The 23,163-nt window shown below is 71.3% G+C and carries 20 protein-coding genes; 8 read left to right on the top strand and 12 right to left on the bottom strand.

The genetic code is table 11. The features are described from left to right. The first annotated feature begins 78 nt into the window (after positions 1-78). The 4 genes from OH735_RS08140 (at position 79) to OH735_RS08125 (ending at position 5,695) form a co-directional block, all read left to right on the top strand. Positions 79-534 carry an ATP-binding protein gene (locus OH735_RS08140; RefSeq protein WP_406380710.1) on the top strand — a complete coding sequence of 152 codons (456 nt, stop codon included), beginning with the start codon at positions 79-81 and terminating at the stop codon, positions 532-534. Positions 535-741: 207 nt separating this feature from the next. After that, positions 742-1,467 carry a DsbA family oxidoreductase gene (locus OH735_RS08135; protein WP_406380708.1) on the top strand — a complete coding sequence of 242 codons (726 nt, stop codon included), beginning with the start codon at positions 742-744 and terminating at the stop codon, positions 1,465-1,467. Between the two features lie 120 nt (positions 1,468-1,587). Beyond that, complete coding sequence (locus OH735_RS08130) at positions 1,588-2,649, top strand: aminotransferase class V-fold PLP-dependent enzyme (protein WP_406380707.1); 1,062 nt, start codon at positions 1,588-1,590, stop codon at positions 2,647-2,649. Between the two features lie 346 nt (positions 2,650-2,995). Further along, positions 2,996-5,695 carry a SpoIIE family protein phosphatase gene (locus OH735_RS08125; RefSeq protein WP_406380705.1) on the top strand — a complete coding sequence of 900 codons (2,700 nt, stop codon included), beginning with the start codon at positions 2,996-2,998 and terminating at the stop codon, positions 5,693-5,695. Positions 5,696-5,848: 153 nt separating this feature from the next. Here the strand turns inward: OH735_RS08125 and OH735_RS08120 are convergent, their stop codons facing one another. From OH735_RS08120 to OH735_RS08095, 6 genes are all read right to left on the bottom strand, one after another. Next, a complete protein-coding gene (locus OH735_RS08120; RefSeq protein WP_406380703.1) occupies positions 5,849-6,874 on the bottom strand; it encodes a VOC family protein in 1,026 nt (341 codons plus the stop codon). Positions 6,875-6,976: 102 nt separating this feature from the next. After that, complete coding sequence (thpD, locus tag OH735_RS08115) at positions 6,977-7,882, bottom strand: ectoine hydroxylase (RefSeq protein ID WP_406380701.1); 906 nt, start codon at positions 7,880-7,882, stop codon at positions 6,977-6,979. A gap of 3 nt (positions 7,883-7,885) precedes the next feature. Then, on the bottom strand, positions 7,886-8,284 hold the full coding sequence (locus tag OH735_RS08110; RefSeq protein ID WP_406380700.1) for an ectoine synthase: 399 nt from the start codon (positions 8,282-8,284) through the stop codon (positions 7,886-7,888). A 96-nt stretch (positions 8,285-8,380) separates the two neighbouring features. Continuing rightward, positions 8,381-9,649, bottom strand: coding sequence for a diaminobutyrate--2-oxoglutarate transaminase (ectB, locus tag OH735_RS08105; RefSeq protein WP_406380698.1), 1,269 nt, complete (start codon positions 9,647-9,649; stop codon positions 8,381-8,383). 103 nt (positions 9,650-9,752) lie between these two features. After that, positions 9,753-10,283, bottom strand: coding sequence for a diaminobutyrate acetyltransferase (gene ectA, locus OH735_RS08100; RefSeq protein WP_406380696.1), 531 nt, complete (start codon positions 10,281-10,283; stop codon positions 9,753-9,755). Between the two features lie 339 nt (positions 10,284-10,622). Continuing rightward, positions 10,623-11,729 carry a pyridoxal-phosphate-dependent aminotransferase family protein gene (locus OH735_RS08095; protein ID WP_406380694.1) on the bottom strand — a complete coding sequence of 369 codons (1,107 nt, stop codon included), beginning with the start codon at positions 11,727-11,729 and terminating at the stop codon, positions 10,623-10,625. Positions 11,730-11,866: 137 nt separating this feature from the next. Here OH735_RS08095 and OH735_RS08090 point away from each other — a divergent pair, with 137 nt between their 5' ends. Next, on the top strand, positions 11,867-12,943 hold the full coding sequence (locus OH735_RS08090; RefSeq protein ID WP_406386471.1) for an amidohydrolase family protein: 1,077 nt from the start codon (positions 11,867-11,869) through the stop codon (positions 12,941-12,943). Positions 12,944-13,277: 334 nt separating this feature from the next. Beyond that, positions 13,278-14,294, top strand: a complete 1,017-nt coding sequence (locus tag OH735_RS08085) for an SCO1860 family LAETG-anchored protein (RefSeq protein ID WP_406380692.1) — start codon at positions 13,278-13,280, stop codon at positions 14,292-14,294. A gap of 103 nt (positions 14,295-14,397) precedes the next feature. Here OH735_RS08085 and cobC read toward each other — a convergent pair whose 3' ends face one another. From cobC to cobJ, 4 genes are read right to left on the bottom strand one after another with little or no spacing between them, the layout of a single operon-like run. After that, positions 14,398-15,492, bottom strand: a complete 1,095-nt coding sequence (cobC, locus tag OH735_RS08080; RefSeq protein WP_406380690.1) for an Rv2231c family pyridoxal phosphate-dependent protein CobC — start codon at positions 15,490-15,492, stop codon at positions 14,398-14,400. Next, positions 15,476-16,387, bottom strand: coding sequence for a sirohydrochlorin chelatase (locus OH735_RS08075; protein ID WP_406380688.1), 912 nt, complete (start codon positions 16,385-16,387; stop codon positions 15,476-15,478). The genes cobC and OH735_RS08075 overlap by 17 nt, the downstream gene beginning before the upstream one ends. Beyond that, on the bottom strand, positions 16,384-16,992 hold the full coding sequence (locus OH735_RS08070; protein WP_406380686.1) for a precorrin-8X methylmutase: 609 nt from the start codon (positions 16,990-16,992) through the stop codon (positions 16,384-16,386). Before OH735_RS08070 ends, OH735_RS08075 begins: the two co-directional genes overlap by 4 nt. Then, positions 16,989-18,707: a precorrin-3B C(17)-methyltransferase gene (cobJ, locus tag OH735_RS08065; protein ID WP_406380684.1), complete on the bottom strand. Its 1,719-nt coding sequence runs from the start codon at positions 18,705-18,707 to the stop codon at positions 16,989-16,991. The genes OH735_RS08070 and cobJ overlap by 4 nt, the downstream gene beginning before the upstream one ends. Before the next feature lie 144 nt (positions 18,708-18,851). On the opposite strand from cobJ, the gene OH735_RS08060 reads away from it, so the two are divergent. Further along, positions 18,852-20,078 (top strand): RNA-guided endonuclease InsQ/TnpB family protein, encoded by a 1,227-nt coding sequence (locus OH735_RS08060; protein ID WP_406380683.1) that lies wholly within the window; start codon positions 18,852-18,854, stop codon positions 20,076-20,078. A 13-nt stretch (positions 20,079-20,091) separates the two neighbouring features. Here OH735_RS08060 and cbiE read toward each other — a convergent pair whose 3' ends face one another. Both cbiE and cobM read right to left on the bottom strand, forming a co-directional pair. Beyond that, the gene (gene cbiE, locus OH735_RS08055) at positions 20,092-21,345 is read right to left on the bottom strand and encodes a precorrin-6y C5,15-methyltransferase (decarboxylating) subunit CbiE (protein WP_406386470.1); all 1,254 of its coding nucleotides are present in this window, start codon (positions 21,343-21,345) and stop codon (positions 20,092-20,094) included. 65 nt (positions 21,346-21,410) lie between these two features. Beyond that, positions 21,411-22,259, bottom strand: a complete 849-nt coding sequence (gene cobM, locus OH735_RS08050) for a precorrin-4 C(11)-methyltransferase (protein WP_406380682.1) — start codon at positions 22,257-22,259, stop codon at positions 21,411-21,413. Positions 22,260-22,434: 175 nt separating this feature from the next. On the opposite strand from cobM, the gene OH735_RS08045 reads away from it, so the two are divergent. Further along, the gene (locus OH735_RS08045; protein WP_406380680.1) at positions 22,435-23,157 is read left to right on the top strand and encodes a ZIP family metal transporter; all 723 of its coding nucleotides are present in this window, start codon (positions 22,435-22,437) and stop codon (positions 23,155-23,157) included. Positions 23,158-23,163 lie beyond the last annotated feature (6 nt).

The raw sequence follows: 23,163 nt of genomic DNA, 5'->3' as shown, positions 1-23,163 counted from the left end.
CGTGCGTACTGGTACGTGCACGCTACGTACCACTGTCGTTGCTGGTCAGCGTACGGTCACCTGGCCACTCTGAGTGGCGTGACGAGTGAATCCGTAGAGATCGAAATTCTGCAACCGGCAACTGCCGCTCCGCAGTTCACGCAACTGCTCAGTGCCACCCGCCGAGGAGCCCGCCTGGCTCGCCTGCTCGCCGTGGAGCAACTGGTGGCGTGGGGGTGGCCGCGCGACGGCGAGCGGACCGACGCGGCTGCGCTCGTCGTCGCCGAACTGGCGGCGAACGCGGTCACGCACGGGCGGTTGGACGGGCGGGGCTTCCGGCTCGGGCTTGCCCTCCTTCCGACCGCGCGGTTGCGCATCGAGGTCACGGACCCGCGCGGCGAGCGCCTCCCTGCCGCGCCCCGGGAAGCGGTTGAAGGAGGCCGGGGGCTGGTCATCGTCGATGCTCTTGCCGCGGAATGGGGCGTACACCCGTACCCGCCGTCGGGGAAGACGGTCTGGGCGGAGGTCGCCGCGACGCGCCCGGGTAGCTGTTAGCCCAGCCGTTGGCCGTCGGCCGTCCCCGGCGCCTCCGTGGCTGTCGCGAGTGCCGATGGAGCTGGCTGGGCGCCGGGTGGGCGCGGCGGCCACGGTCTGCTCGGGCCCGGGGAATGAGAGAGTCCGCTCGCGCGTTGCGTACGGGAGCGGAGGGTGGCTCCGTGATGCACGAACCGTAGGCACGAGTACACGGAGAGAAGAAGAAACATGCGCGTCGAGATCTGGAGCGACATCGCCTGCCCCTGGTGCTACATAGGGAAGGCCCGCTTCGAGAAGGGGCTGGCGGGGTTCGCCCACCGTGACGAGGTCGAGGTCGTGCACCGCTCCTTCGAGCTCGACCCCGCGTACCCCAAGGGCGACACCACGCAGGTGATCGACCTGCTGGCGCAGAAGTACGGGCGCACCCGCGAAGAGGCGCGGGCCATGGAGGCGAACGTCGCGGCCAACGCGCAGTCCGAAGGGCTCGGCTACCTCACCGAGGGCCGTGACCACGGCAACACCTTCGACATCCACCGGCTGCTCCACCTGGCCAAGGCCCGTGGCCGCCAGGACGAGCTGCTGAGCCTCGCCTACCGGGCGAATTTCGCCGAGGAGCGTTCCGTCTTCGACGGTGACGTGCTGGTCGAGCTCGCCGTCGAGGCCGGTCTCGACGCCGATGAGGCGCGCGCCGTTCTCGCCGATCCGGAGGCGTACGCCGCCGAGGTGCGGGCCGACGAGCGTGAGGCGTCCGAGCTGGGGGCCAATGCCGTGCCGTTCTTCGTGCTCGACCGACGGTACGGGATCTCCGGCGGCCAGCCCGCCGAGGTGTTCGCCCAGGCGCTCGAACAGGCTTGGCAGGACCGGCCGCTCACGGCGATCGGCGGGGACGCGGCGGCGTGCGACGCCGACGGTGCCTGCGAGGTCCCGCAGCCGCAGGCCGACCGCAACGCCTGAGCCCGCAGGTTCGCAGCGACACCTGGCGCCTGCCCTCAGCCGCGTGCATAAGCATCCCTTGGGTGTACCCCTTAACTCCAGGTGATTGACTATGAGTTGGGGGGGCTTCACGCTGGGCGCATGGAGACTACTTCGCTCAGCCGTACGGTGGACGACGAGTTCGCACCGGAGACCACGTACCTCAACACCTCCACCTGCGGGCTGCTGCCCCGGCGCACCGTGGAGGCCGTGAAAGCGCTGGCCGAGGCGATCGCCACGGGCCGCGGGGCCGGCTCCGGGGACTTCGAAGCGGTGGACGCGGCCCGGGCCGGCTTCGCCCGCCTCGTCGGGATCGGCGCCGACCGGGTCGCCATCGGCAGCTCGGTCTCCGTGCACGTCGGGCTGATCGCGGCCGCGCTGCCGCCGGGGGCCGAAGTCCTGGCGCCCGAGGGGGAGTTCAGCTCTGTCGTCAGCCCGTTCGCGGTCCGTGGCGATCTCAAGATGCGATACGTCCCGCTGGACGGGCTGGCCGGCGCGGTACGGCCCGGCACCGCGCTCGTTGCCTTCTCCTCCGTGCAGTCCGCCGACGGCCGTATCGCCGATCTCGACGCGGTACGCGCGGCGGCAGCCGCCCACGGCGCCCGGACCCTGCTCGACGCCACCCAGTCGGCCGGTTGGCTGTCGCTGGACGCCGGGGCGTACGACTACACCGTCACCGGCGGCTTCAAGTTCCTGCTCTGCCCGCGCGGTGCGTCGTTCCTCACCGTCACCGAGGAGGCGCAGCGCACCCTGCCGGCCGTCTTCGCGGCGTGGGTCGCCTCCGACGACCCGTGGAACAGCACGTACGGCCCGATCGAGCGCCTTTCCCCGACCGCCCGCCGCTACGACGAACCGCCCGCCTTCCTCACGTACCACGGCGCCGAGCACTCCCTCGCGCTGCTCGGCGAGGTCGGCATCGACGCCCTCCATGCCCACGCCACCGGGCTCGCGGCCCGCATGCGGGCGGGGCTGGCGGTGCTGGGGCACGAGGCCGTACCGGGGGAGTCGGCGATCGTAGCCGTGCCCGGACTCGGTGCGCGGGAGCCCGAGCTGGCACGGGCCGGGGTGGTGGTCTCGAACCGGGCGGGGAACCTGCGCGCGGCCTTCCACCTGTACAACACGGAGGCCGATGTGGACCGGATCCTGGACGTGCTCTCCGGCTGAACCCGCCCGGAAGCCGGTGTGGGAAGGGTCAGCGGAGGCCGGAGGCCGGGGCAGTTCTCGGTCTCGTGACAGAGGTTCTCCTCGACCTTGGCGAGCCGCCGGACCGCACCCTCCGGCCGGTCGCGACGTCGGCTACGACGAATCACGGCGCACCGGGGCCGGGTCCTCCCTGCCGATCCGGGCCGGCGGTATCCGTACCGTCCTGGCGCCGATCCGGTCCCACGGCTGCCGGATCGGCGTCGGCGCCGCGCGGTCCCGCCCCCGACCGAGCCCTGACCGCACGCACCTTCGGCCTCGCGGTGTTACAAAGGGCAATGTGGTCAATCGTTTCGGCCGATTCCGGAGCGTGCAGGTTCGGTCACTCACGGGCAAGTATCCTCGGAGCGTCGCAGGCCAGGTTTTCGCTCTACAGGTGGCTGTGGTCGTGCTCCTCGTGGCGTCTGCGGTGTTTGCGCTCGTAGTGCAGTCCCGGCACGACAGCAACGCGGAGGCGCGAAGCCGTACCATCGCCGTCGCGCAGACATTCGCGCACTCACCGGGCCTCCTGACCGCACTGAGGGCCCCTGATCCCACCAAGGTGCTCCAGCCGCTCACCGAGGCGGGGCGGAAGGCGGCCGGCGTCGACTTCATCGTGGTGACGGACACAAAAGGGATCCGCTACACGCACCCCCGGCCGGACCTGATCGGGAAGAGGGCCGTCGCCACCATTGGGCCGGCGCTGGCCGGCCGCGTGTACACCGAGAGCGTCAACGGCCCGTTCGGCCGCGAGATGCAGGCAATCGTCCCCGTCCATGATCGCGCGCACAAGGTCGTGGCCCTGGTGGCTGCCGGGATGAAGGTCAAGCACGTGACCGGCGTGGTGGCACGGCAGATTCCGATCATCCTCGGCGCAGGAGTCGCTGCGCTCGCTGTGGCCACGGGCGGGACCGCGCTGGTGGCCAGGCGGCTGCGGCGGCAGACCCACCGTCTGGGCCCTGCCGAGATGACCCGTATGTACGAGCATCACGACGCGGTGCTCCACGCCGTGCGCGAAGGCGTGCTCATCGTCAGCAGAGACGGTCGGCTGCTGTTGGCCAATGACGAGGCCAGACGGCTGCTGGATCTGCCGCTCGACGCCGAGGGGCGGCACATCTCGGACTTGACCAGCCTTGATCCCGGCACGGTGGATCTGCTGACCTCGGGGCGCACGGCCACGGACGAAGTGCACCTCGCGGGGAACCGACTGCTCGCGGTGAGCCAGCGGTCCACGGACCGTAACGGTGGCCCCAAGGGGACGGTCGCGACCTTGCGTGACTCCACGGAGCTGCGGGCGCTGTCCGGCAGGGCGGAGAGCGCCCGCGAGCGGCTGCGGCTGCTGTACGACGCCGGTCTCGGCATCGGTACCACCCTCGATGTGGTGCGCACGTCCGAGGAACTGGCCAAGGTCGCGGTCCCCCGGCTCGCCGACTTCGTCACCGTCGATCTGGCCGACCCGGTCCTGCACGGGGACGAGCCGACCGGTACCGACGCGGCCATGCGCCGCACCGCTGTCCGCGGCATCCGGGACGACCATCCCCTCTACGAACTCGGCCACCAGATCAGCTTCCTCCCCTCCACGCCGCAGGCACGGGCCTTCGCCACCGGCCGGCCGGAGCTGGTGCCCGACCTGTCCGCCGCGCCCGGCTGGCTCGCCCAGGACCCGGAGCGGACGCGGATGATCGTCGATTACGGCATCCATTCGCTCATCACGGTGCCCCTCCAGGCACGGGGCGTCATCCTGGGCATGGCCAACTTCTGGCGCTCCGAGAAGCCCCAGCCGTTCGAGGAAGACGACCTGTCCCTGGCCGAAGAACTGGTCGCCCGGGCGGCCGTCAGTATCGACAACGCCCGCCGCTACACCCGTGAGCACGTCATGGCCGTGACTCTGCAACGCAGCCTGCTCCCGCGGGCACTGCCCGAACAGAGCGCGCTCGACGTCGCCCATCGCTACTTGCCCGCGCTCTCCGGGGTGAGCGGCGACTGGTTCGACGTGATCCCGCTCCCGGGCAGTCGGGTGGCGCTGGTCGTCGGGGATGTCGTCGGCCACGGCCTGCACGCGGCCGCCACGATGGGACGGCTGCGCACGGCCGTGCACAATTTCTCCACACTCGACCTGCCGCCCGACGAGATCCTCAGCCACCTGGACGACCTGATCGGGCGCATCGACCAGGAGGAGGCGGAGACAACCGCCGACGCGGGGATCATCGGAGCGACCTGCCTGTACGTGATCTACGATCCTGTCTCCCGCCACTGCGCCATGGCTCGGGCCGGGCATCCCCTGCCCGCACTGGTCCGGCCCGACGGCAGTGTGTCGTTCCCCGACCTGCCGGCCGGCCCGCCTCTGGGCCTGGGCGGTATGCCGTTCGAGACGGCGGAACTGGAAGTGGCGGAGGGCACGCAGCTCGTCCTCTACACCGATGGGCTCATCGAGGACCGCACCCGAGACATCGACGTGGGGATCGAGTTGCTGCGTCAGGCCCTGGCGTGCCACCCCGACCGGTCGCCGGAGGAGAGCTGTCAGGCGGTGCTCGACGCGCTCCTGCCGAGCCGGCCGAAGGACGATGTGGCGCTGCTCATCGCCCGGACACGGGCTGTCCCGCCCGACCATGTCGCCGACTGGGACGTACCGTTCGATTTCGCTGTCGTGGCGGGGATGCGTGCTCTCGTGGCCGAGAAGCTCGACGACTGGGGTCTGTCCGAGCTCGCGTTCGCCACGGAACTGGTGCTCAGCGAGTTGATCACCAACGCCATCCGCTACGGCTCCGCGCCCGTCACCGTACGACTGCTGTACGACCGCACCCTGACCTGTGAGGTGGCCGACGGCAGCAGCACCTCGCCCCATCTGCGCTATGCCGCCGTGATGGACGAAGGAGGCCGCGGTCTGTTCCTCGTCGCACGATTGACCGAACGCTGGGGCACCCGCTACACCCCCCAGGGAAAGGTCATCTGGGCGGAGATGGCGCTGCCCCGGTCCGATGGGAGCGCGGACGGCACGGCGTGGCAGGACATCCTCGACGCGGAACTCTGACCGCTGGATCGGTAAGCCCCCGAGCGGAGCACCTCCCCGGCCGTCCCGGCATGGTGTCCGGGACCAGGACCGTCGTGCGATCGACGCCGACGGTCTCATTCCAGAGCTTCTGCCGGACCGTGGGCCAGAGCTTCTGCCGGACCCTGGGCCGGGCTACTCCTGCCCCGCCTCCTCCAGCGGCGCACCGTGCCACTGCCACGAGGTGACCCGGGGCCGGCCGGGCAGCTCCGCGCGTCCGGTGGCCCAGAGCAGAACGGCCCAACGGTCGGCGTCCTTCGGGGCGTTGGGGAACAACCGGGCCAGCACCCGGTCGCAGAGACCGGCGGGCGGCGTCCAGGGGACGCCCAGGCCGGCGGCCAGGTCGTGCGTGTGGACCAGGGTCTCCACGATGCCCATGGCGGCGAAGCCCTCCGGGTCGGACACCCCGTAGGGGTGGTACGAGCGCAACTCGGGCGAGGCCGTCCGTACCATCGCCGCGAGCAGCGCGCCGCTCGCCTCCAGTGTCCGGAGCAGCCCCGCCGGACCGGCCGACCGGTCCGCGAAGACCGCGTTCGCCGGACCCCCCTGGTGTTCGGCGTTCCAGCGGAACGGGACGTACGCGTCCAGTGGCGGCCGCTGCGGGCCCAACTGGGCCGCGTAGGAGAAGAGATCGTCGCTCAGGTGCTCCGTGGTCTCCCAGCAGTTCCATTCCAGCGTCCCGGCCGGGACCAGCCAGTCGTCCACCGGTGACTCGCCGAGCGCGGCGACCGCGAGACGGACGGCGGTGGTGACATCGTCCGCGGTGACCGGCAGTCGGGTCCCGGTCAGCGCGGCCCGTTCCGCCGCACTGCACTCGACACAGAACTCATTGCCCTCCGGATCCGCGAGCGTCGCCCAGCCCCGTCCGTTCGGCTTGCGGTGGTCGGCCACGAGAGTGGCGCCCAGGCCGAGCAGCCGCTCGACCTCCTCGTCGCGGGTGCGGTCCTGCGGCTGAATGTCCAGATGCAGACGGTTCTTGGTGCTCTTCGGCTCCGGCACCGAGATGAACAGCAGCGCGGCACCGGGGGTTTCGACGAGCGCCTCGGGATCGCCGGGGGCGTCCTCGTCGGAGAGCGGCGCGCCGAGCACCCCGGACCAGAAGCCGGCGAGCTCGTAGGCGTCGGCGCAGTCGATCGTGATGTGACGTACGAGTGAGGTCATGGGCCACACTGTCGCCGGTGACGACCTCGCGGTCCACCGACTTTAGGAGAGGTGGGCGGCCGACGGACGCCGCCCACCCCCCCACCGGGTCACGTCACCGGATCACCTCACCGGAGTGAAGTCCCGCGCCCCGATGAACTCCGGACGCCGGGCCGGTGCCGCGAACGGCTCCTCGGCGGCGTTCTCCACGCTGTTGAAGACGATGAAGACATTGCTGCGCGGGTACGGGGTGATGTTGTCCCCCGAGCCGTGCATGCAGTTGCAGTCGAACCAGGTCGCCGAACCCGCCCTGCCCGTGAAGAGCTTGATGCCGTGCCGGTCGGCCAGCTTCGTCAGCGCCTCGTCCGACGGGGTGCCGGCATCCTGCATCTTCAGGGACTTCTTGTAGTTGTCCTTCGGCGTCTCGCCCGCACAGCCGAGGAACGACTTGTGCGAACCGGGCATGATCATCAGCCCGCCGTTGGTGTCGTGGTTCTCGGTCAGCGCGATCGACACGGACACCGCCCGCATGTTCGGCAGGCCGTCCTCGGCGTGCCAGGTCTCGAAGTCCGAGTGCCAGTAGAACCCCGAAGCACCGAAGCCCGGCTTGACGTTGATCCTGGACTGGTGGACGTACACGTCCGAACCGAGGATCTGCCGGGCCCGGCCCACCACGCGCTCGTCACTGACCAGCCGGGCGAAGACCTCGCTGATCCGGTGGACCTCGAAGACCGACCGCACCTTCTGCGACTTCGGCTCGATGACCGAGCGCTCGTCGGCCCGCACCGCCGGATCGGCGATCAGCCGGTCCAGTTCGGCGTGGTAGGCGGAGACCTCGTCCGGGGTGATCAGCTGTTCGACGGTGAGGAAGCCGTCGCGCTCGAAGCCCTGGAGATCCTTCACGGTGACCGGCCCCGGGGCGCCGGGCGTCGACCAGATGACCGGGTCCTGGCGGGGAGTGATCATCTCGGCCGCGCCGCGGGTGGGGTACAGATCGGTGCGTACACCGGTGCGTACATCGGTGGTCATGGTTCAGTCCTCCTCGGTGAGCAGCGGGTAGACACCGTTCTCGTCGTGCTCCTCCCGTCCGGTGACCGGAGGGTTGAAGACGCAGACGCAGCGGAAGTCGGTCTTCGGCCGCATGGTGTGGTGCTCGTGGCCGTCCAGCAGGTACATCGTGCCGGGGGTGATCCAGTGCTTCTCGCCGGTCTCGTCATTGGTGAGCTCGGCCTCGCCCTCGACGCACAGGACGGCTTCGATGTGGTTCGCGTACCACATCGACGTCTCGGTACCCGCGTACATCGTGGTCTCGTGGAGCGAGAAGCCCACCTTCTCCTGCGCGAGCACGATGCGCTTGCTCTCCCAGGTGCCGGAGGCGGCCTTCACATGCCGGTCGGTGTTCTCGATGTCACTGAACGATCGGACGATCACGGTTCTTCGGTGCCTTTCTCTCTGCGGGGATGTTTCTCGTCGGACCCGCGCCGGGGCGTCGGACCCGCGCCGGGGCGGTCCGGGTCCGGGTCGGGTTCAGACGGTTTCGCGGACCGCGCGGGCCAGCGTCCGCAGCCCCTCGTCCAGCTCCTCGGGGGTGACGGTCAGCGGCGGCAGCAGTTTCACGACCTCGCTCTGCGGACCGGAGGTCTCTACGAGGAGGCCCAGCTCGAAGGCGCGGGTGCAGATCGCGGCGGCGCGCGCCTTGTCGGTGAACTCCATACCCCAGACCAGTCCACGGCCCCGGAACTGCGCGCCGAGCCGGGCGTGTTCGTCGCAGATCGCCAGCAGCGCCTGCTCGATCTGCTCGCCGCGGGCCAGGGTCTGCTTCTCCATCTGGCCGTCCGCCCAGTAGGCGTCCAGCGCGGCGGCGGCCGTGACGAACGCCGGGTTGTTGCCGCGGAAGGTGCCGTTGTGCTCGCCCGGCCCCCAGACGTCCAGCTCCGGTGTGAACAGGCAGAGCGACATGGGCAGTCCGTAGCCGCTGATGGACTTGGACAGGGTCACGATGTCGGGGGTGATGCCGGCCTCCTCGAACGAGAAGAACGCGCCCGTACGCCCGCAGCCCATCTGGATGTCGTCGACGATCAGCAGCATGTCGCGGCGGCGGCACAGATCGGCGAGCGCCCGCAGCCACTCGGGGCGCGCCACATTGATGCCGCCCTCGCCCTGCACCGTCTCGACGATCACGGCGGCGGGCTTGTTGAGCCCGGATCCCTGGTCCTCCAGGAGCCGCTCGAACCAGAGGAAGTCGGGCACCCGGCCGTCGAGGTAGTTGTCGAACGGCATCGGAGTGCCGTGCACCAGCGGGATGCCGGCCCCGGCCCGCTTGAAGGCGTTGCCGGTGACGGCGAGCGAGCCCAGTGACATGCCGTGGAAGGCGTTGGTGAACGAGACGATCGACTCCCGCCCCTTCACCTTGCGGGCCAGCTTCAGCGCCGCCTCGACCGCGTTGGTGCCGGTCGGACCGGGGAACATCACCTTGTACGGGAGGTCACGCGGGCGCAGCACGTTGTTCCGGAAGGACTCCAGGAAGGCCCGTTTCGCGGTGGTGGCCATGTCGAGGCCGTGGGTGATGCCGTCGCGCTCGATGTAGTCGATCAGCGCGCGCTTCAGCACCGGGTTGTTGTGGCCGTAGTTGAGGGATCCGGCGCCGGCGAAGAAGTCGAGGTAGCTGTGGCCGTCCTCGTCGGTCAGATGGGCGCCCTGCGCACGGTCGAACACGGCGGGCCAGTTGCGGCAGTAGCTCCGTACCTCCGACTCCAGGGTCTCGAAGACACTCAGCGCGGGCGGGGTGATGGTCACAGGGAATCTCCTGCTTGAGGGGGGTGTGTGACGGGTGGCGGTGCGGGTGTGCTCAGGCGTGGAACGGGCCGGGGCCCTCGGGCACGGAAACCGGCCGACGCGTTCACGCGTGGAACGGGCCGATGCGGTACAGCACTTCGGGCAGGTGCGTTCCCTCCGGGAAAAGCCCGCCGTCGAAGAGCACCTCGCGCTCCAGGCCCACGTCGTGGCGGAGCGCGTAGGAGGTGAACAGCCGGTCCGACGCGGTGTTGTCCGGGGTGACGGTCGTCTCGACCGAGGCCAGGCCCTGCTCGGCGGCGACCCGCGAGGTCAGCGCGTCCAGGAGCTTTCCCGCGAGGCCCATCCCGCGGTGGGCGTGGTCGACGGCCACCTGCCAGACGACGAGCGTCTGGGGACGGTCCGGCCGGAGGTACCCCGTCACGAAGGCGACGGGCCGGCCGGTCTCGTCGCGGCCGACCACGGAGGTGGCCGCGAAGTCACGGCACCACAGCAGGTAGCTGTACGAGGAGTTGAGGTCCAGGACCTCGGAGTCGCGGGCGATGCGCCAGATCGCGGCTCCGTCCTCCACTCGTGGGGTGTCGATGGTGAGGAATTCGCTTCGGGCACGTGCAAAATCTGCGGGTGCGGCGGTCATGGGAATTGAATTTACCCAGCAAATTTCGAAATTGCATCGATGCGAGGGGTTGGATGGAGTGATCCCCTGTGTTATCACGCGGGCGTGTGCCCCGGCGCGATCCGGCCGCGCTTTCTCCTGTTTTGAGCGCCACTTATCCGGCATAACGGGTGCGATGTGGAGTCGGTCACAAGGCCGTAAATCTCCGGTGGCGCATCGGAATTGTATGGATCGAGCCCGGATCGAGGTCCTGGAAACTCGGGTGTTTAGGGACCAGGAAAGCGGGCAGAAGAATGCGGGGAGCTGCTCTGAATAAAGCAGCTCCCCGCATTTGTGGAATATTGGCGTTCCGGTGTGGAGCTATTCGCTCGGCCAGGTTTCCGAAACGGCTTTGCGGGCAGTTTCGAAGTCGACCTGCCGGCCCGCATCGGCCAGCGCCGCCCCCAGAGCCGCGAGCGAGGACTGCACCGTTCCCCGCGTCGCATCCACACCGTAGTGATTGACCCGGATCATCTCCTTGGACAGCGCGCCCCCGCCCGCGATCAGCGGCAGCGACGGGTCGGCCGCGAGCGCCCGCGCGACCAGCCCGGCGGCGTCGACGCCCTCGGGGGCGCGCAGCGTCGTCGCGACCGGCGCCGCGTCCGCCGCCTCGTGCACGTACGGCGACAGGCCCCCGCCGAGCGCCACCGCGCCCGCGCGCGTCGCCGCGGCGGCCGAGGCGTGCCGGGCCATGAGGGCGTCCAGGCCCTCGGCGTCGATCCGCTCCACGCACGCCTCCAGCGCCAGCATCTCCAGCTGGGCGGGGGCGTGCAGCAGCGTCCTGCGACCGCCGTCGATCCAGCGCTCCTTCCAGTCCAGGAGCGAGAGGTACGAGCGGCGCGGGGCCTGCGGGTTGGCCGCGATCCGCTCCCAGGCGCGCTCGCTCACCGACACCGCCGACACCCCGGCCGGGCCGCCCATCGCCTTCTGTGCGCCGATGACACAGAGGTCGACGCCCCACACGTCCGGCAGCAGCGGCTCCGCGCCCACCGAGGCGACGGCGTCCAGCATGAACAGCGCGCCGTGCGAACGGACCACCTCGCCGATCTCGGCGACCGGATTGGTGTTCCCGGTCGCCGCCTCCGCGTGCACCAGGGAGACGAAGTCGATCTCCGGGTGCTCGGCCAGTGCCCGCGCCACCTGGTCGGCGGTGACCGCCGTGTGGAACGGCACCGCCAGATCGACGACATTGGCACCGCAGTCCCGCAGCCAGTTCCCGAAGGTCTGCCCGTACGGACCGGTGACCACGTTCAGCGCGGTCGAGCCGGGCCGGGCGCCGCCCCGGATGCAGCCTTCGAGGGGGAGCAGCGCCTCGCCCTGCATGATGACGACGTCCTGCTCGGTGGCGAGGAGGCCGGCCACCCGCTTCTCGATGGTCGCGAAACGCACGGCGGTGAGTGGGGCGAGGTCGAGGAAGGGGTGCGTCACGGTGGTGCTCTCTTCGGATCGGGTCGGGTCTGTGCGCTGCGGTGCCGCGTACGGACGGTGCTTTTGTCGAAGCGTACCCAGGGCGCCGGACCGTGCCTCGTACAGTGCTGTTCATGAGCGATCACAGGGCACCGCGGGTGCTGCACGTGAAGGGGCGGGTGCTCGTCGGACCGGAGGAGGTCCGGGACGAGCTCTGGGCCGTCGACGGACGGATCTCGTACGCGAGGCCGCCCGGCGCGGACGAGGCGGTGACCGTCACGGGCTGGGCGCTGCCGGGGCTGGTCGACGCCCACTGCCACGTCGGGCTCGACCACCACGGCGCCGTCGACGAGGCGACCAGCGAGAAGCAGGCCCTCGCCGACCGGGAGGCGGGTGCGCTGCTGCTGCGGGACGCCGGTTCGCCGGCCGACACCCGGTGGATCGACGACCGGGAGGACCTCCCGAAGATCATCAGGGCCGGCCGTCACATCGCCAGGCCCCGCAGGTACACCCGGAACTACGCGTACGAGATCGAGCCGGACGAGCTGGTCGCGTACGTCGCGCAGGAGGCGCGCCGCGGCGACGGCTGGGTGAAGCTGGTCGGCGACTGGATCGACCGGGAGGTGGGCGATCTGACCGCCTGCTGGCCGCGCGAGGCGGCCCGGGCGGCCATCGCCGAGGCGCACCGGCTCGGCTCCCGGGTCACCGCGCACTGCTTCGCCGAGGACTCGCTGCGTGATCTCGTCGAGGCCGGGATCGACTGCGTCGAGCACGCCACGGGGCTGACCGAGGAGACCATTCCGCTCTTCGCCGAGCGTGGTGTCGCGATCGTCCCCACGCTGGTCAACATCGCCACGTTCCCCGCGCTCGCGGCGGGCGGCGACGCCAAGTTCCCCCGCTGGTCGGACCACATGCGGCGGCTGCACGAGCGGCGTTACGACACCGTGCGCGCCGCGTACGACGCCGGCATTCCGGTCTTCGTCGGCACCGACGCGGGCGGGGTGCTCGCCCACGGGCTGGTGGCGGACGAGGTCGCCGAACTGGTCAAGGCGGGCATCCCGGCCCTGGACGCGCTGTCGGCGACCACCTGGGGTGCGCGTCGGTGGCTGGGGCGGCCGGTGCTGGAGGAGGGCGCCCCGGCGGACCTGGTGGTGTACGACGAGGACCCGCGGGCGGACGTACGGGTGCTGGCGGCGCCGCGACGGGTGGTGCTGAACGGGCGGGTGATCGGCTGAGGGCGGCTCACCGGGCCGCCTTCCGGCCGGGGTGTGCCGTGTTGACAGGCAGTTACCGCATCGCTGCCGGGTCGTTGAATCACTTTTGCGCGCACCCCGGCGCAGTCGATGCCTGCGCCGTCCGCGCTCAGCGGATCGGGTGACTTCGAGGAACGAACGTACCGAGATATTCGAATACAGGCGCGGAAACCCCCCTTTGGAGTGAACTCACGTCAGGTGTCTGACGGTTCACCCTCTGTGCGTAAAGCTTTCGGGGTCGAGGTCGCCGGTGCCCGCGATGTCCCCCGTTGGACGGCACCGGTGGCTCCATGTCTCTTGTGGGGGTTCCACCATCTTGAACAGCAACACCTTCCGCCTGGCCGCCCTGGCGGTCGCCGCCGCTCCTGTCGCCCTGCTGGTCGCCGTCCCGGCGCACGCCACCACCACGACCACCGGCGACGGGAAGGCGAGCGCGGTCGTGCTCCGTACCGCACTCGACGTCTCGCTCCTGAACAAGACCGTCGACGTGCCGCTCAAGGCCACGCTCAATGAAGTGCAGGCACCCGCCAGTGCCGGGAAGACCGCGCTGAGTGTGCGGCTCGACGGGGTGGACGGCGGACGGCCGTTCAGTGTCCTGAGGGCCGATGTGGCCACCGCGAAGGCCACCGTCGGCAAGCACCGGGCCGAGGGCTACAGCAATGTGGCGAAGGCCCGGGTCCATGTGCCCGGACTGCCGCTGCTCTCGCTGATCGAGGTCGAGAAGGTCACCTCCAAGGCCGTCTGCGAGGTGGGCAGGAAGCCGGTCGCGGAGTCGAACGTGCTGGGGCATGTGTCGGTCCTCGGCAAGCGGGTCGACCTCAGCGCGGGCGGCACCACGCAGATCCGGGTGCCGAGCATCGGCGAGGTGACCCTCGACCTGTCGAAGACGCACACCACCTCGCGCACCGCGGCGGCGGCCGCACTGCAACTGAAGGTCTCCGTCAACCCACTGAAGCTGAACGTCGCCGATGTGCAGGGCGAGGTCACGCTCGCCGAGGCGACCTGCGAGACCCCGAAGGGGGCCGAGCCGGGCGGCGCCAACAACGGCGGTGCCAGCAACGGCGGTGCGAGCAACGGCGGTTCCGGCAACGGCGGCGCGACCGGCGGGAGCACCTCCGGCAGTACGTCGGGCAGTACCTACGGTGCCACCGGTGGCGGTGACGGCGGCAACGTGAAGCCCCAGACCGGCACCGGCCACGCCCCGGCCGCCGACTCCAACCTCGCGGAGACGGGCGGCAGTTCGGTCACCCCGTACATCGCGGGCGGCGCCGCCCTGCTGCTGGCGGCGGGCGCGGGGGCGATGGTCGTGGCCAGGCGTCGCGCCCAGGGCTGACCCCGGCACGGCTCAGGGCCCGAGGGGGGAAACCGCAGGCCAGGAGGAGGGGGCGGGGAGCGGCGTTCGCGTGACGGAGCGCCGCTCCCCGTGGGCCGACCGGTCAGCGCGGGACCGCGGTCAGCATCTGCAGCGCCTGGTCGAGGACCTGAAGGAAACGGTTCGTCGTCGCCCGGTCGCGTACCGCCAGCCGCAGCCACTGCGGGCCCAGCCCCGGAAACGTATCTCCACGCCGTGCCGCGAACCCCAGCGCCCGCAGCCGCTCCCGCACCTCGGCGGCCCCCTCCAGCCGCACCAGGACGAACGGCCCCTCGGCCGGTTCCGCCACCCGCACTTCGGAGAACTCCCGCAGCCCCGCGACCAGATGGGCCCGGTCCGCCGAGATCCGCTCCGCCGCGGCCGCCGCCTCGCCCAGGGCCCGCGGTTCCATGCACGCCTCGGCCGCCGCCAGCGCCGGGGACGACACCGGCCACAGCGGCTGCGCCCTCTCCAGCACGCGGATCGTCTCCTCAGCGGCCAGCACGTAACCGATCCGCAGCCCCGCGAGCCCCCAGGTCTTGGTGAGGCTGCGCAGCACCACGAGCCCGGGGACGTCCGTACGCCCGCACAGCGCCTCGCGCTCGCCCGGCACCGCGTCCATGAACGCCTCGTCGACCACCAACATCCGCCCGGGACGCGCCAGTTGCTCCAGCACGGCCGCCGGATGCAGGACCGACGTGGGGTTGGTCGGATTGCCGACCACCACCAGGTCCGCGTCCTCGGGCACGGCCGCCGGATCGAGCCGGAAACCGTCCTCGGCGCGCAGCAGCACCCGCCGCACCTCGTGCCCGGCCGCGCGCAGCGCCGCCTCCGGCTCGGTGAACTGCGGATGGACCACGACCGGACGGCAGGGCGGCAGCGCCCGTGCGATCAGCACGAACGCCTCCGCCGTACCCGCCGTCAGCAGTACGCGCTCCACCGGCAGCCCGTGCCGCGCCGCGACCGCCGCCCGCGCCGGGCGACCGTCCGGATAGGCGGCGAGCGCGCCCAGCGACGCGGCGATCCGCGCCCGCAACCAGGCCGGGGGCGTACCGGTCCGTACGTTGACGGCGAGATCGGTCAGATCCCGGCCCCGTCCCCGTACTTCCGCGTCACCGTGGTGCCGCAGATCGTGCGTGCCCGCGCCTGTCGCGTCGGGGCTTTCAATGGGAGTGTGCATGACCGCCGTGGGGGTGATGGTGATGGTGGCCGTCGTCGTCGGGGTGGAAGTGCGGCTGCTGCGGCAGCCCCACCTTGTCCTCGAAGCCCGGCAGCGCGATTCGGTACACGCAAGAGTCGCAGTTCATCCGCAGATCGCCCTCGACGGCCTCCCGGTAGCGCTCCATGACCAGGTCGAACAGTTCCTCGGCACCACCGATGACCTCGGCCGGGCGGACATCGAGCTCCGGACGGGCGGCGGCCCACTCCTCGGTCTGATGACGCACCCGGTCCGGCAGGATGCCGGTGAAGAGGAAGTACGGCAGAACGACTATGCGCCCAGCACCCAGCTTCACGCAACGGTCGAGACCGGACGGTACGTCGGGCGCCGCCAGCGACACGAACGCCGTCTCCACGCCCGCGTAACCCCGGCCCTCCCAGAACAGCCGCGCCGCCTTGTACACCTCGGCGTTGGCGTCCGGGTCGGTCGAACCCCGCCCCACCAGCAGCACCGTCACCTCGGACCGGTCGGTGCCGCCCAGCACCTCGTCCACCCGGCGCTCCAGCACCTTCAGCAGCGCCGGATGCGGGCCGAGCGGACGGCCGTAGGTGTACGAGATGCCGGGGTGGCGCTCCTTCTCACGGGTCAGCGCCGCCGGAATGTCCCCCTTGGCGTGCCCGGCCGACACCAGCATCAGCGGCACGGCGGCGAAACGCCGGACACCGCGCCCGACGAGCTCGGTCACGGCGTCCCCGAGCGGCGGCGGGGACAGCTCGATGAAGCCGCCCGCGACGGGCAGTTCGGGGTGGCGCTCGCCCAGCTCCGTCACGAAGTCACGGAACGCGGCGGCCCCGCCCTCGTCCCGGGTGCCGTGGCCGGCGATGAGCAGTGCGGGCTGGGTGGCCGGGGTGGTCACAGGTTCTCCTCGGTGGTCGTGGGGGGTAGGGGGTGGTACAGAAGGGCGTTGAGGGCGGCGGCGGCGACGGCCGAGCCGCCCTTCTCCGACACATTGCTCACGGCGGGCAGACCGCTCTCGCGCAGCGCCGCCTTCGACTCGGTCGCGCCGACGAAACCGACCGGCAGCCCGATGACGAGAGCGGGCGCGGCATCCAGGACGAGCAACTCCTCCAGCGCGGTCGGCGCGTTGCCGATGACCCAGATCGCGCCGGGCCCGACCTGCTCGTACGCGAGCCGGATCGCATGTGCCGAACGGGTCAGTCCGGGGCCCGACCTGGCCTCCTTCAGCGGGCACACGGTCTCGCGGCGGGTGATGCCCGCCGCGACCATCTCGACATCAGTGACGACCGGCGCACCGGCGTGCAGCGCCGCATGCGCGACGATGAGCGACGCCTCGTCGCAGACCAGGTCCGTCGCGTACTCCAGATCCGCGGCGGAGTGGATGACCCGCTCCACGACGGCCCGGGTCAGCGGTGCGAAGTGCGAGGTGTCCAGCCGGGCGCGCAGCCGCCGGTACGACTCCTGCTCGATGGGGTGAACGGTTCGCTCCCAGGGCCGGTTCACTTCGCTCCTCCCCGCGCCGATGCGGCCGACTGCCAGCGGTAGCCGCGCGGGGTCACCATGCGGCCCGCGATCTCCCGGGTGGCCGTGTTGCCGACCGTCACGACCGTCATCATGTCGACCTTCGCCGGGTCCAGAGCGGCCAGCGAGGTCACCCGGCTGCTCTCGTCCGGACGCGAGGCGTTGCGTACGACACCGACCGGAGTCGCCGGTTCCCGGTGCTCGGACAGGATCGACAGGGCCTTCGGGAGCTGCCAGTCGCGGCCCCGGCTGCGCGGGTTGTAGAACGTCACGATGAGGTCGGCCTCGGCCGCGGCCCGGACCCGGCGCTCGATGACCTCCCACGGCGTGTGCAGATCGGAGAGGCTGATCGACACGTGGTCGTGGCCCAGCGGGGCGCCCAGGATCGCGGCAGCCGCCAGCGCGGCCGTCACACCCGGCACACCCACCACATCGATATCGGCTCCGGCCTCGGCGAGCGCGGGCGACGCCATCGCGTACACGCCCGCGTCACCGCTGCCGATCAGCGCCACCGCATGCCCCTTGCGCGCCTCGGCGACCGCGGTACGGGCCCGCTCCTCCTCGGCGCCGAGCCCCGACTCCAGGACCGTGGTGCCGGGCCGCAGCAGATCCCTGATCTGGTCCACGTACTGATCGAGCCCGACCAGCACCGAGGCCCGCCGCAGCTCCTCGCGGGCCCGCGGCGTCAGCAGATCACGCGCGCCCGGCCCGAGCCCGACGACGGCCAGCCGCCCACGCGGCGCCCGGCGCACCACCGCGCACGTGACCATCGCCGCCCGCCCCTTTGGTGCCGACTTCCGCTTCGGTACGAGGAGTTCGCCCCCCGCGGCGAGCGCGGCGGCCTCCGCCACGGACGGTGTGCCGACGGCGGCGAGCGGCGCGCCCGACGGGTTGGGCACCTCGATACGGGCCAGCTCCTCGGCGGCGTACGTCCGCAGCGGTACGCCGAACCGCGCCGCCGCCGCGACGATCCCCGGCTCGTCCGCCTTCGCGTCGACCGTCACCAACTCTGCGATGCTCAGCGGCGAGAGCCCGGCCTCGTCCAGGGCGTCGCGGATCAGACCGACGACCTCCTCGACCGGCGCGCTCCTGGACGCACCGACCCCGACGGCGAGCGACGCGGGACGCAACACGGCGGCCAGGGAACCGGGTTCGACGATCCGGTCGGTGACATGCAGCACCGCGGGGCCCCCGGCACCGGGGGACACGTTCGGCGGCAGCGGCGGCAACGGCCGCACCGCGTCCGCGCGCAGCTCCACAGGAGCCCCGTCGAGCATCGCGCGCGACACCCCCGCCACGTCCCCCTCCACGGGGAGGCCCAGCATGTCCAGCCCCAACGCCCCCACCGCGTCCGTCGCCGTCGTCACGACCGGCGCCGCGCCCAGCACCTCACCGACCGCCCCGGCCAGCGCGTTCGCCCCGCCCCCGTGCCCGCCGAGCAGCGCCACCGCGTGGCGGCCCGCCTCGTCGACGCAGACGACACCCGGGTCCGAGGACTTGTCCGACAGCAACGGCGCGAGCAGCCGCACCACGGCCCCCGTCGCCAGGAAACACACCAGCTGCTCGCACTCGGCGAACGCCCGCTGCACGGCCTCGCGCACCGGTCCCTCGTAGACCGCGGTGCGGCCGGGCCACGCCGCGGCCAGCCGGTCGCGGGCGACGGTGCCCGCCGCCGTGGCGGAGATCAGGCCGATCACAGGATTTCTCCCAGGATGCCCCGGGCTTCAGCCCGGGGAGGAATGGGTCCTTGGGGCGGAGCCGCGTAGCGGCGGAGTTCATTGCACATCTGCTCTGACCTGCGCTTTCTTTCGTTGTCAGTGGGGGCGGCTAGGTTGGGGGTCATGACGACAGGAGCGCAGAGCGGGGAGAATGCCGGGCATGCCCGGTACACCTACCGGCTTCGTGTGTCGTCCACCGCAGGCGCCGCGCTGGAAGCGGAGTGGGCGCGGTGCCGGTGGATTTGGAACGAGAGTTGCGCCCGGTCGAAGAAGGCCCATGCCGAGGATGAGAAGTGCGGCCCGGCCAGGCTGGACAAGATGCTGACCGAGGCCCGGACCGCGATGTCCTGGCTGCGTGAGGGCAGCAGCGTTCCGCAGCAGCAGTTGATCCGCGACTTCGGCAAGTCCCGGGCCAAGGCGCTCAACGACATCAAGGCCCGGTTGCCGATGCGACAGCGTGCCGGGATGCCGAAGTACAAGAAGAAGCACGAGACGGACCCCACGCTCAACTACACGCAGCGCGGCTTCCGGTTGAAGGACGGTCGCCTGCACCTGGCCGGGGGTATCAGCTTGACCGTGGTGTGGTCGCGCGATCTGCCCGAGCCGCCGTCGTCGGTGCGCGTGTACCGGGACAGCCTCGGGCATTGGTACGCCAGTTTCGTCGTCCCCACCGCCACCGAGGTGCTGCCCTCCACAGGTGCGGTGATCGGGATCGACTGGGGCGTGAAGGAGACTGCCACCACCACGTCCGATGACCATGACCTGCCCCACGCCGAGTACGGCAAGAAAGCCGCCGGCGGCCTCGCGCGCTACCAGCGGATGATGGCCCGGCGCCGCGCGCCCCGGGGCAAGGCCCAGTCGAAGGGCTACCGCAAGGCGCAGCGGCAGGCCGCCAAGCTGCACAAGAAGGTGGCCCGGCAGCGGCAGGACACTGCCCGCAAGTGGGCCAAGGCCGTGGTCCGCGACCACGACGCGCTGGCGGTCGAGGACTTCAAGCCGAAGTTCCTCGCCAAGTCCACCATGGCCCGAAAGGCCGCCGACGCCGCGATCGGCGCGACCAAGACGGCCCTGATCGAAATGGGCCGCAAGCACGGTCGGCCCGTGCACCTTGTCCACCCCGCGCACACCACGATGGACTGCGCGCAGTGCGGAGCGAGAACCAAGCACGCACTACCTCTCTCGGAACGAACCTACTCGTGCACCGCGTGCGGAGCCGTATCCCCCAGGGACAAGAACTCCGCCCGCGTGATGCTCGTCCGGGCTGGTCTCAACCCGGCTGGTGCTGATCGTGTAAGAGCTGACGGACCGCCGGTCCGCAGCCAACGTGAGCCAGGAATCCCCTCCTTTTAGGGAGGGGAGGATGTCAATGGGTTGCTCCTTCACTTGCACGAACCGCGGGGCGGGTGCCCCACAGCAGGAAGACCGGGTTGGCCGCGGCGAGCCGCGTCACCTCGCCGGGCAGCGGCGCCAGCCGGGAGGACTGCAGCAGCACGCCCTCGGGCACGAGCCCGGCACCGGCCAGCGCCGCCCGCACCTGCGGCACCCGGTCCAGCGCCGCCAGCGCCACCACCACCGAGCGCCGCGCCCGCCGGGCGCACGCCGTCACGATGGCGGGCAGCTCACGTCCGCCGCCCCCGATGAACACCGCGTCCGGCTCGCCCAGACCGTCGAGCACGGCGGGCGCCGAGCCGTGCACCGCACGGACGTACACCCCGTGCGCGGCCGCGTTCGCCCTGATCCGCCCGACCCCGTCCGGGGTTTTCTCCACGGCGACGACCGCCGCGCCGAGCCGCGCGCACTCCACCGCCACCGAACCCGAACCCGCGCCGATGTCCCACACCAGGTCACCGGTGCGCGGCCCCAGCCGGGCCAGCGCCAGTGCCCGCACCTCGAACTTGGTGATCATCGAGTCGCGGTGCTCGAACTCCGCCTCGGCCAGCGCCCATTGCCCCGGCCCGGCGGACGCTCCCGCGACGGTCCGCACGGGGGAGAGCACCCGGGACTCGTCCAGGCACAGCACCACACTCACCGGATCCGGCCACTCGCGGGCCACCGCCTCGGCAGGGGTCAGCCGCTCGACGCGCTCCCGCTCCGGATCGCCGAGCGCCGTCGCCACGACCAGGGTGCGTCCCTCGGCTCCATGCACCAGCCCGGCCGCCAGCTGACCGGGCCCGGCACCGGGCCCGGTCAGGACGGCCACCTTCGGGTGCGCCAGACACGCGTTCACCGCGGTACGCGGGTCGCGGCCGTGCGCGCTGACCACGACCGCGTCGTCCCACGCCAAACCGAGCCGGGCGAACGCGACCGCGACGGACGGCGCACCCGGCCGCACATCGAGCGCACTCGCCCCGAAACGCTCGGCCAGCGCCCGTACGATCCCGAAGAATCCGGGGTCACCGGAGGCCAGCACAACCACCCGCGCCCCGCCCCCGTGCGCATGCTCCGCGATCCGGTCGAGCGCCGGCGCCAGCGGACCGAGCACGATGCGCTCGACCTGCTCCGGCGCCCCCGCGGCTACCAGATGACGCCGGGCGCCGACCACCAACGTGGCCACGGCCAGCGCCTCCCGCGCCTCACGACCGAGCGGCTCACCCGTCCCCGTACCGAAGACCCGGATCGGCGCGGCCGTATCCGTACCGAACCCCCGGATCCGCGCGGCCGTTCCCGTACCGAAGACGCCGGTCACGAGCCGGACCGCTGGGCGCGCAGCTCGGCCCGCGCCGCCTTGTCGGCCTTGCGGAAACCGTGGAAGTGCCCCGGGTGGTAGAGGTGCGAACGCGTCCCCGAAGCCGACAGCGCCGGACCGACCAGGAAAAGGGTGTGCTTCCAGAGCTTGTGCTCCTTGACCGTCTCCTCCAGGGTCCCGATCGTGCAGCGCAGGATCAACTCCTCCGGCCACGTCGCCTGGTACGCGATCACGACCGGCGTCGACGTCGGATAGCCGCCCTCCAACAGCTCCTGGGTGAGCTGCCCGGACCGGGCCGCCGACAGGAACAGTGCCATCGTCGTGCCGTGACGCGCGAACTCCCGTACCTCCTCGCCCGGCGGCATCGGCGTCTTGCCGCCACCGAGACGCGTCAGGATCACGGACTGCGCGACCTCCGGAATCGTCAGCTCCCGCTGAGCGATCGCCGCGACCGCCGAGAACGACGACACCCCCGGCACGATCTCGACCGCCACCCCCAGCCCGGCACACCGGTCGACCTGCTCCTGCGTGCCACCCCACAGCGCCGGGTCGCCGGAGTGGATACGGGCCACCTTCAGCCCCTCGGCCGCCGCACGTTCGTACACGGCGACAACCTGCTCCAGCGACATCTGCGCCGAGTCGAGGATCTCCGCGCCCTGGCGGGCATGCTCCAGGACCTCCGCCTGCACCAGGCTCGCCGCCCAGATGACGATGTCGGCATCCGCAATGGCCCGCGCCGCCCGGAAGGTCAGCAGATCGGCGGCGCCGGGACCGGCACCGACGAACGTCACTCTGCCGTGGGTGGGCGCGGCGACCGGGCCGACTGCGTCGACTGCTTCGGACATGGGACGGGGTCCTTTCGGGAAACGGAAAACGGGAGATGAAGGACGGGAGATGAAGGAGTGGAGATGAAGGACGGGAGGTGGAGGAAGGGAGGTGGAAGGAAGGGGGATGAGGACGGGACGGACGGCAGCGCGCGCTGAGATGCGCGCACCGGGATCAATCGGCTAGCAAGAGCGCATGGCGGTGTTCGTCGCGCTCGGCGCGTTCCTGATGACCCTGGCCGGCGGCTGGGTCGCCCAACGCGTCACCGACCGCCGCCACCTGGTGCTCGGCTTCGCCGGTGGACTGATGCTCGGCGTGGTCGGACTGGACCTGCTCCCGGAAGCGATCAACGCCGCGGGCGAACCCGTCTTCGGTGTCCCCGCCGCCCTGCTGCTCTTCGTGGGCGGCTTCCTCGTCGCGCACCTGGTGGAGCGTCTGCTCGCTGTACGCCAGGCGGCACACGGCGCGGGCGAGGAACGGGTGCCGCAGGTCGGACTCACGGCAGCGGCGGCGATGGTCGGCCACAGCCTGATGGACGGCGTCGCGCTCGGCGCGGCCTTCCAGGTGGGCGCCGGCATGGGAGCCGCCGTCGCCCTCGCCGTCATCACGCACGACTTCGCCGACGGCTTCAACACCTACACGATCACCAGCCTGTACGGGAACGCCCGCCGCAAGGCCCTGCTCATGCTGTTCGCGGACGCCCTGGCACCCCTCGTGGGCGCGGCGACGACGCTGCTGTTCACCCTTCCGGAGGAACCGCTCGGCTGCTATCTCGGCTTCTTCGGCGGCGCACTGCTCTACCTCGCCGCTGCCGAGATCCTGCCCGAGGCACACCACGAACACCCGGCCCGTTCCACGCTGCTGTGCACAGTGGCCGGCGTGGGCTTCATCTGGCTGGTGGTGGGCATCGCGGACTGACCACCG

The organism is Streptomyces sp. NBC_01618 (assembly GCF_045209435.1).
Taxonomy (GTDB): domain Bacteria; phylum Actinomycetota; class Actinomycetes; order Streptomycetales; family Streptomycetaceae; genus Streptomyces.
This window is presented reverse-complemented; position numbering and strand designations above follow the sequence as displayed.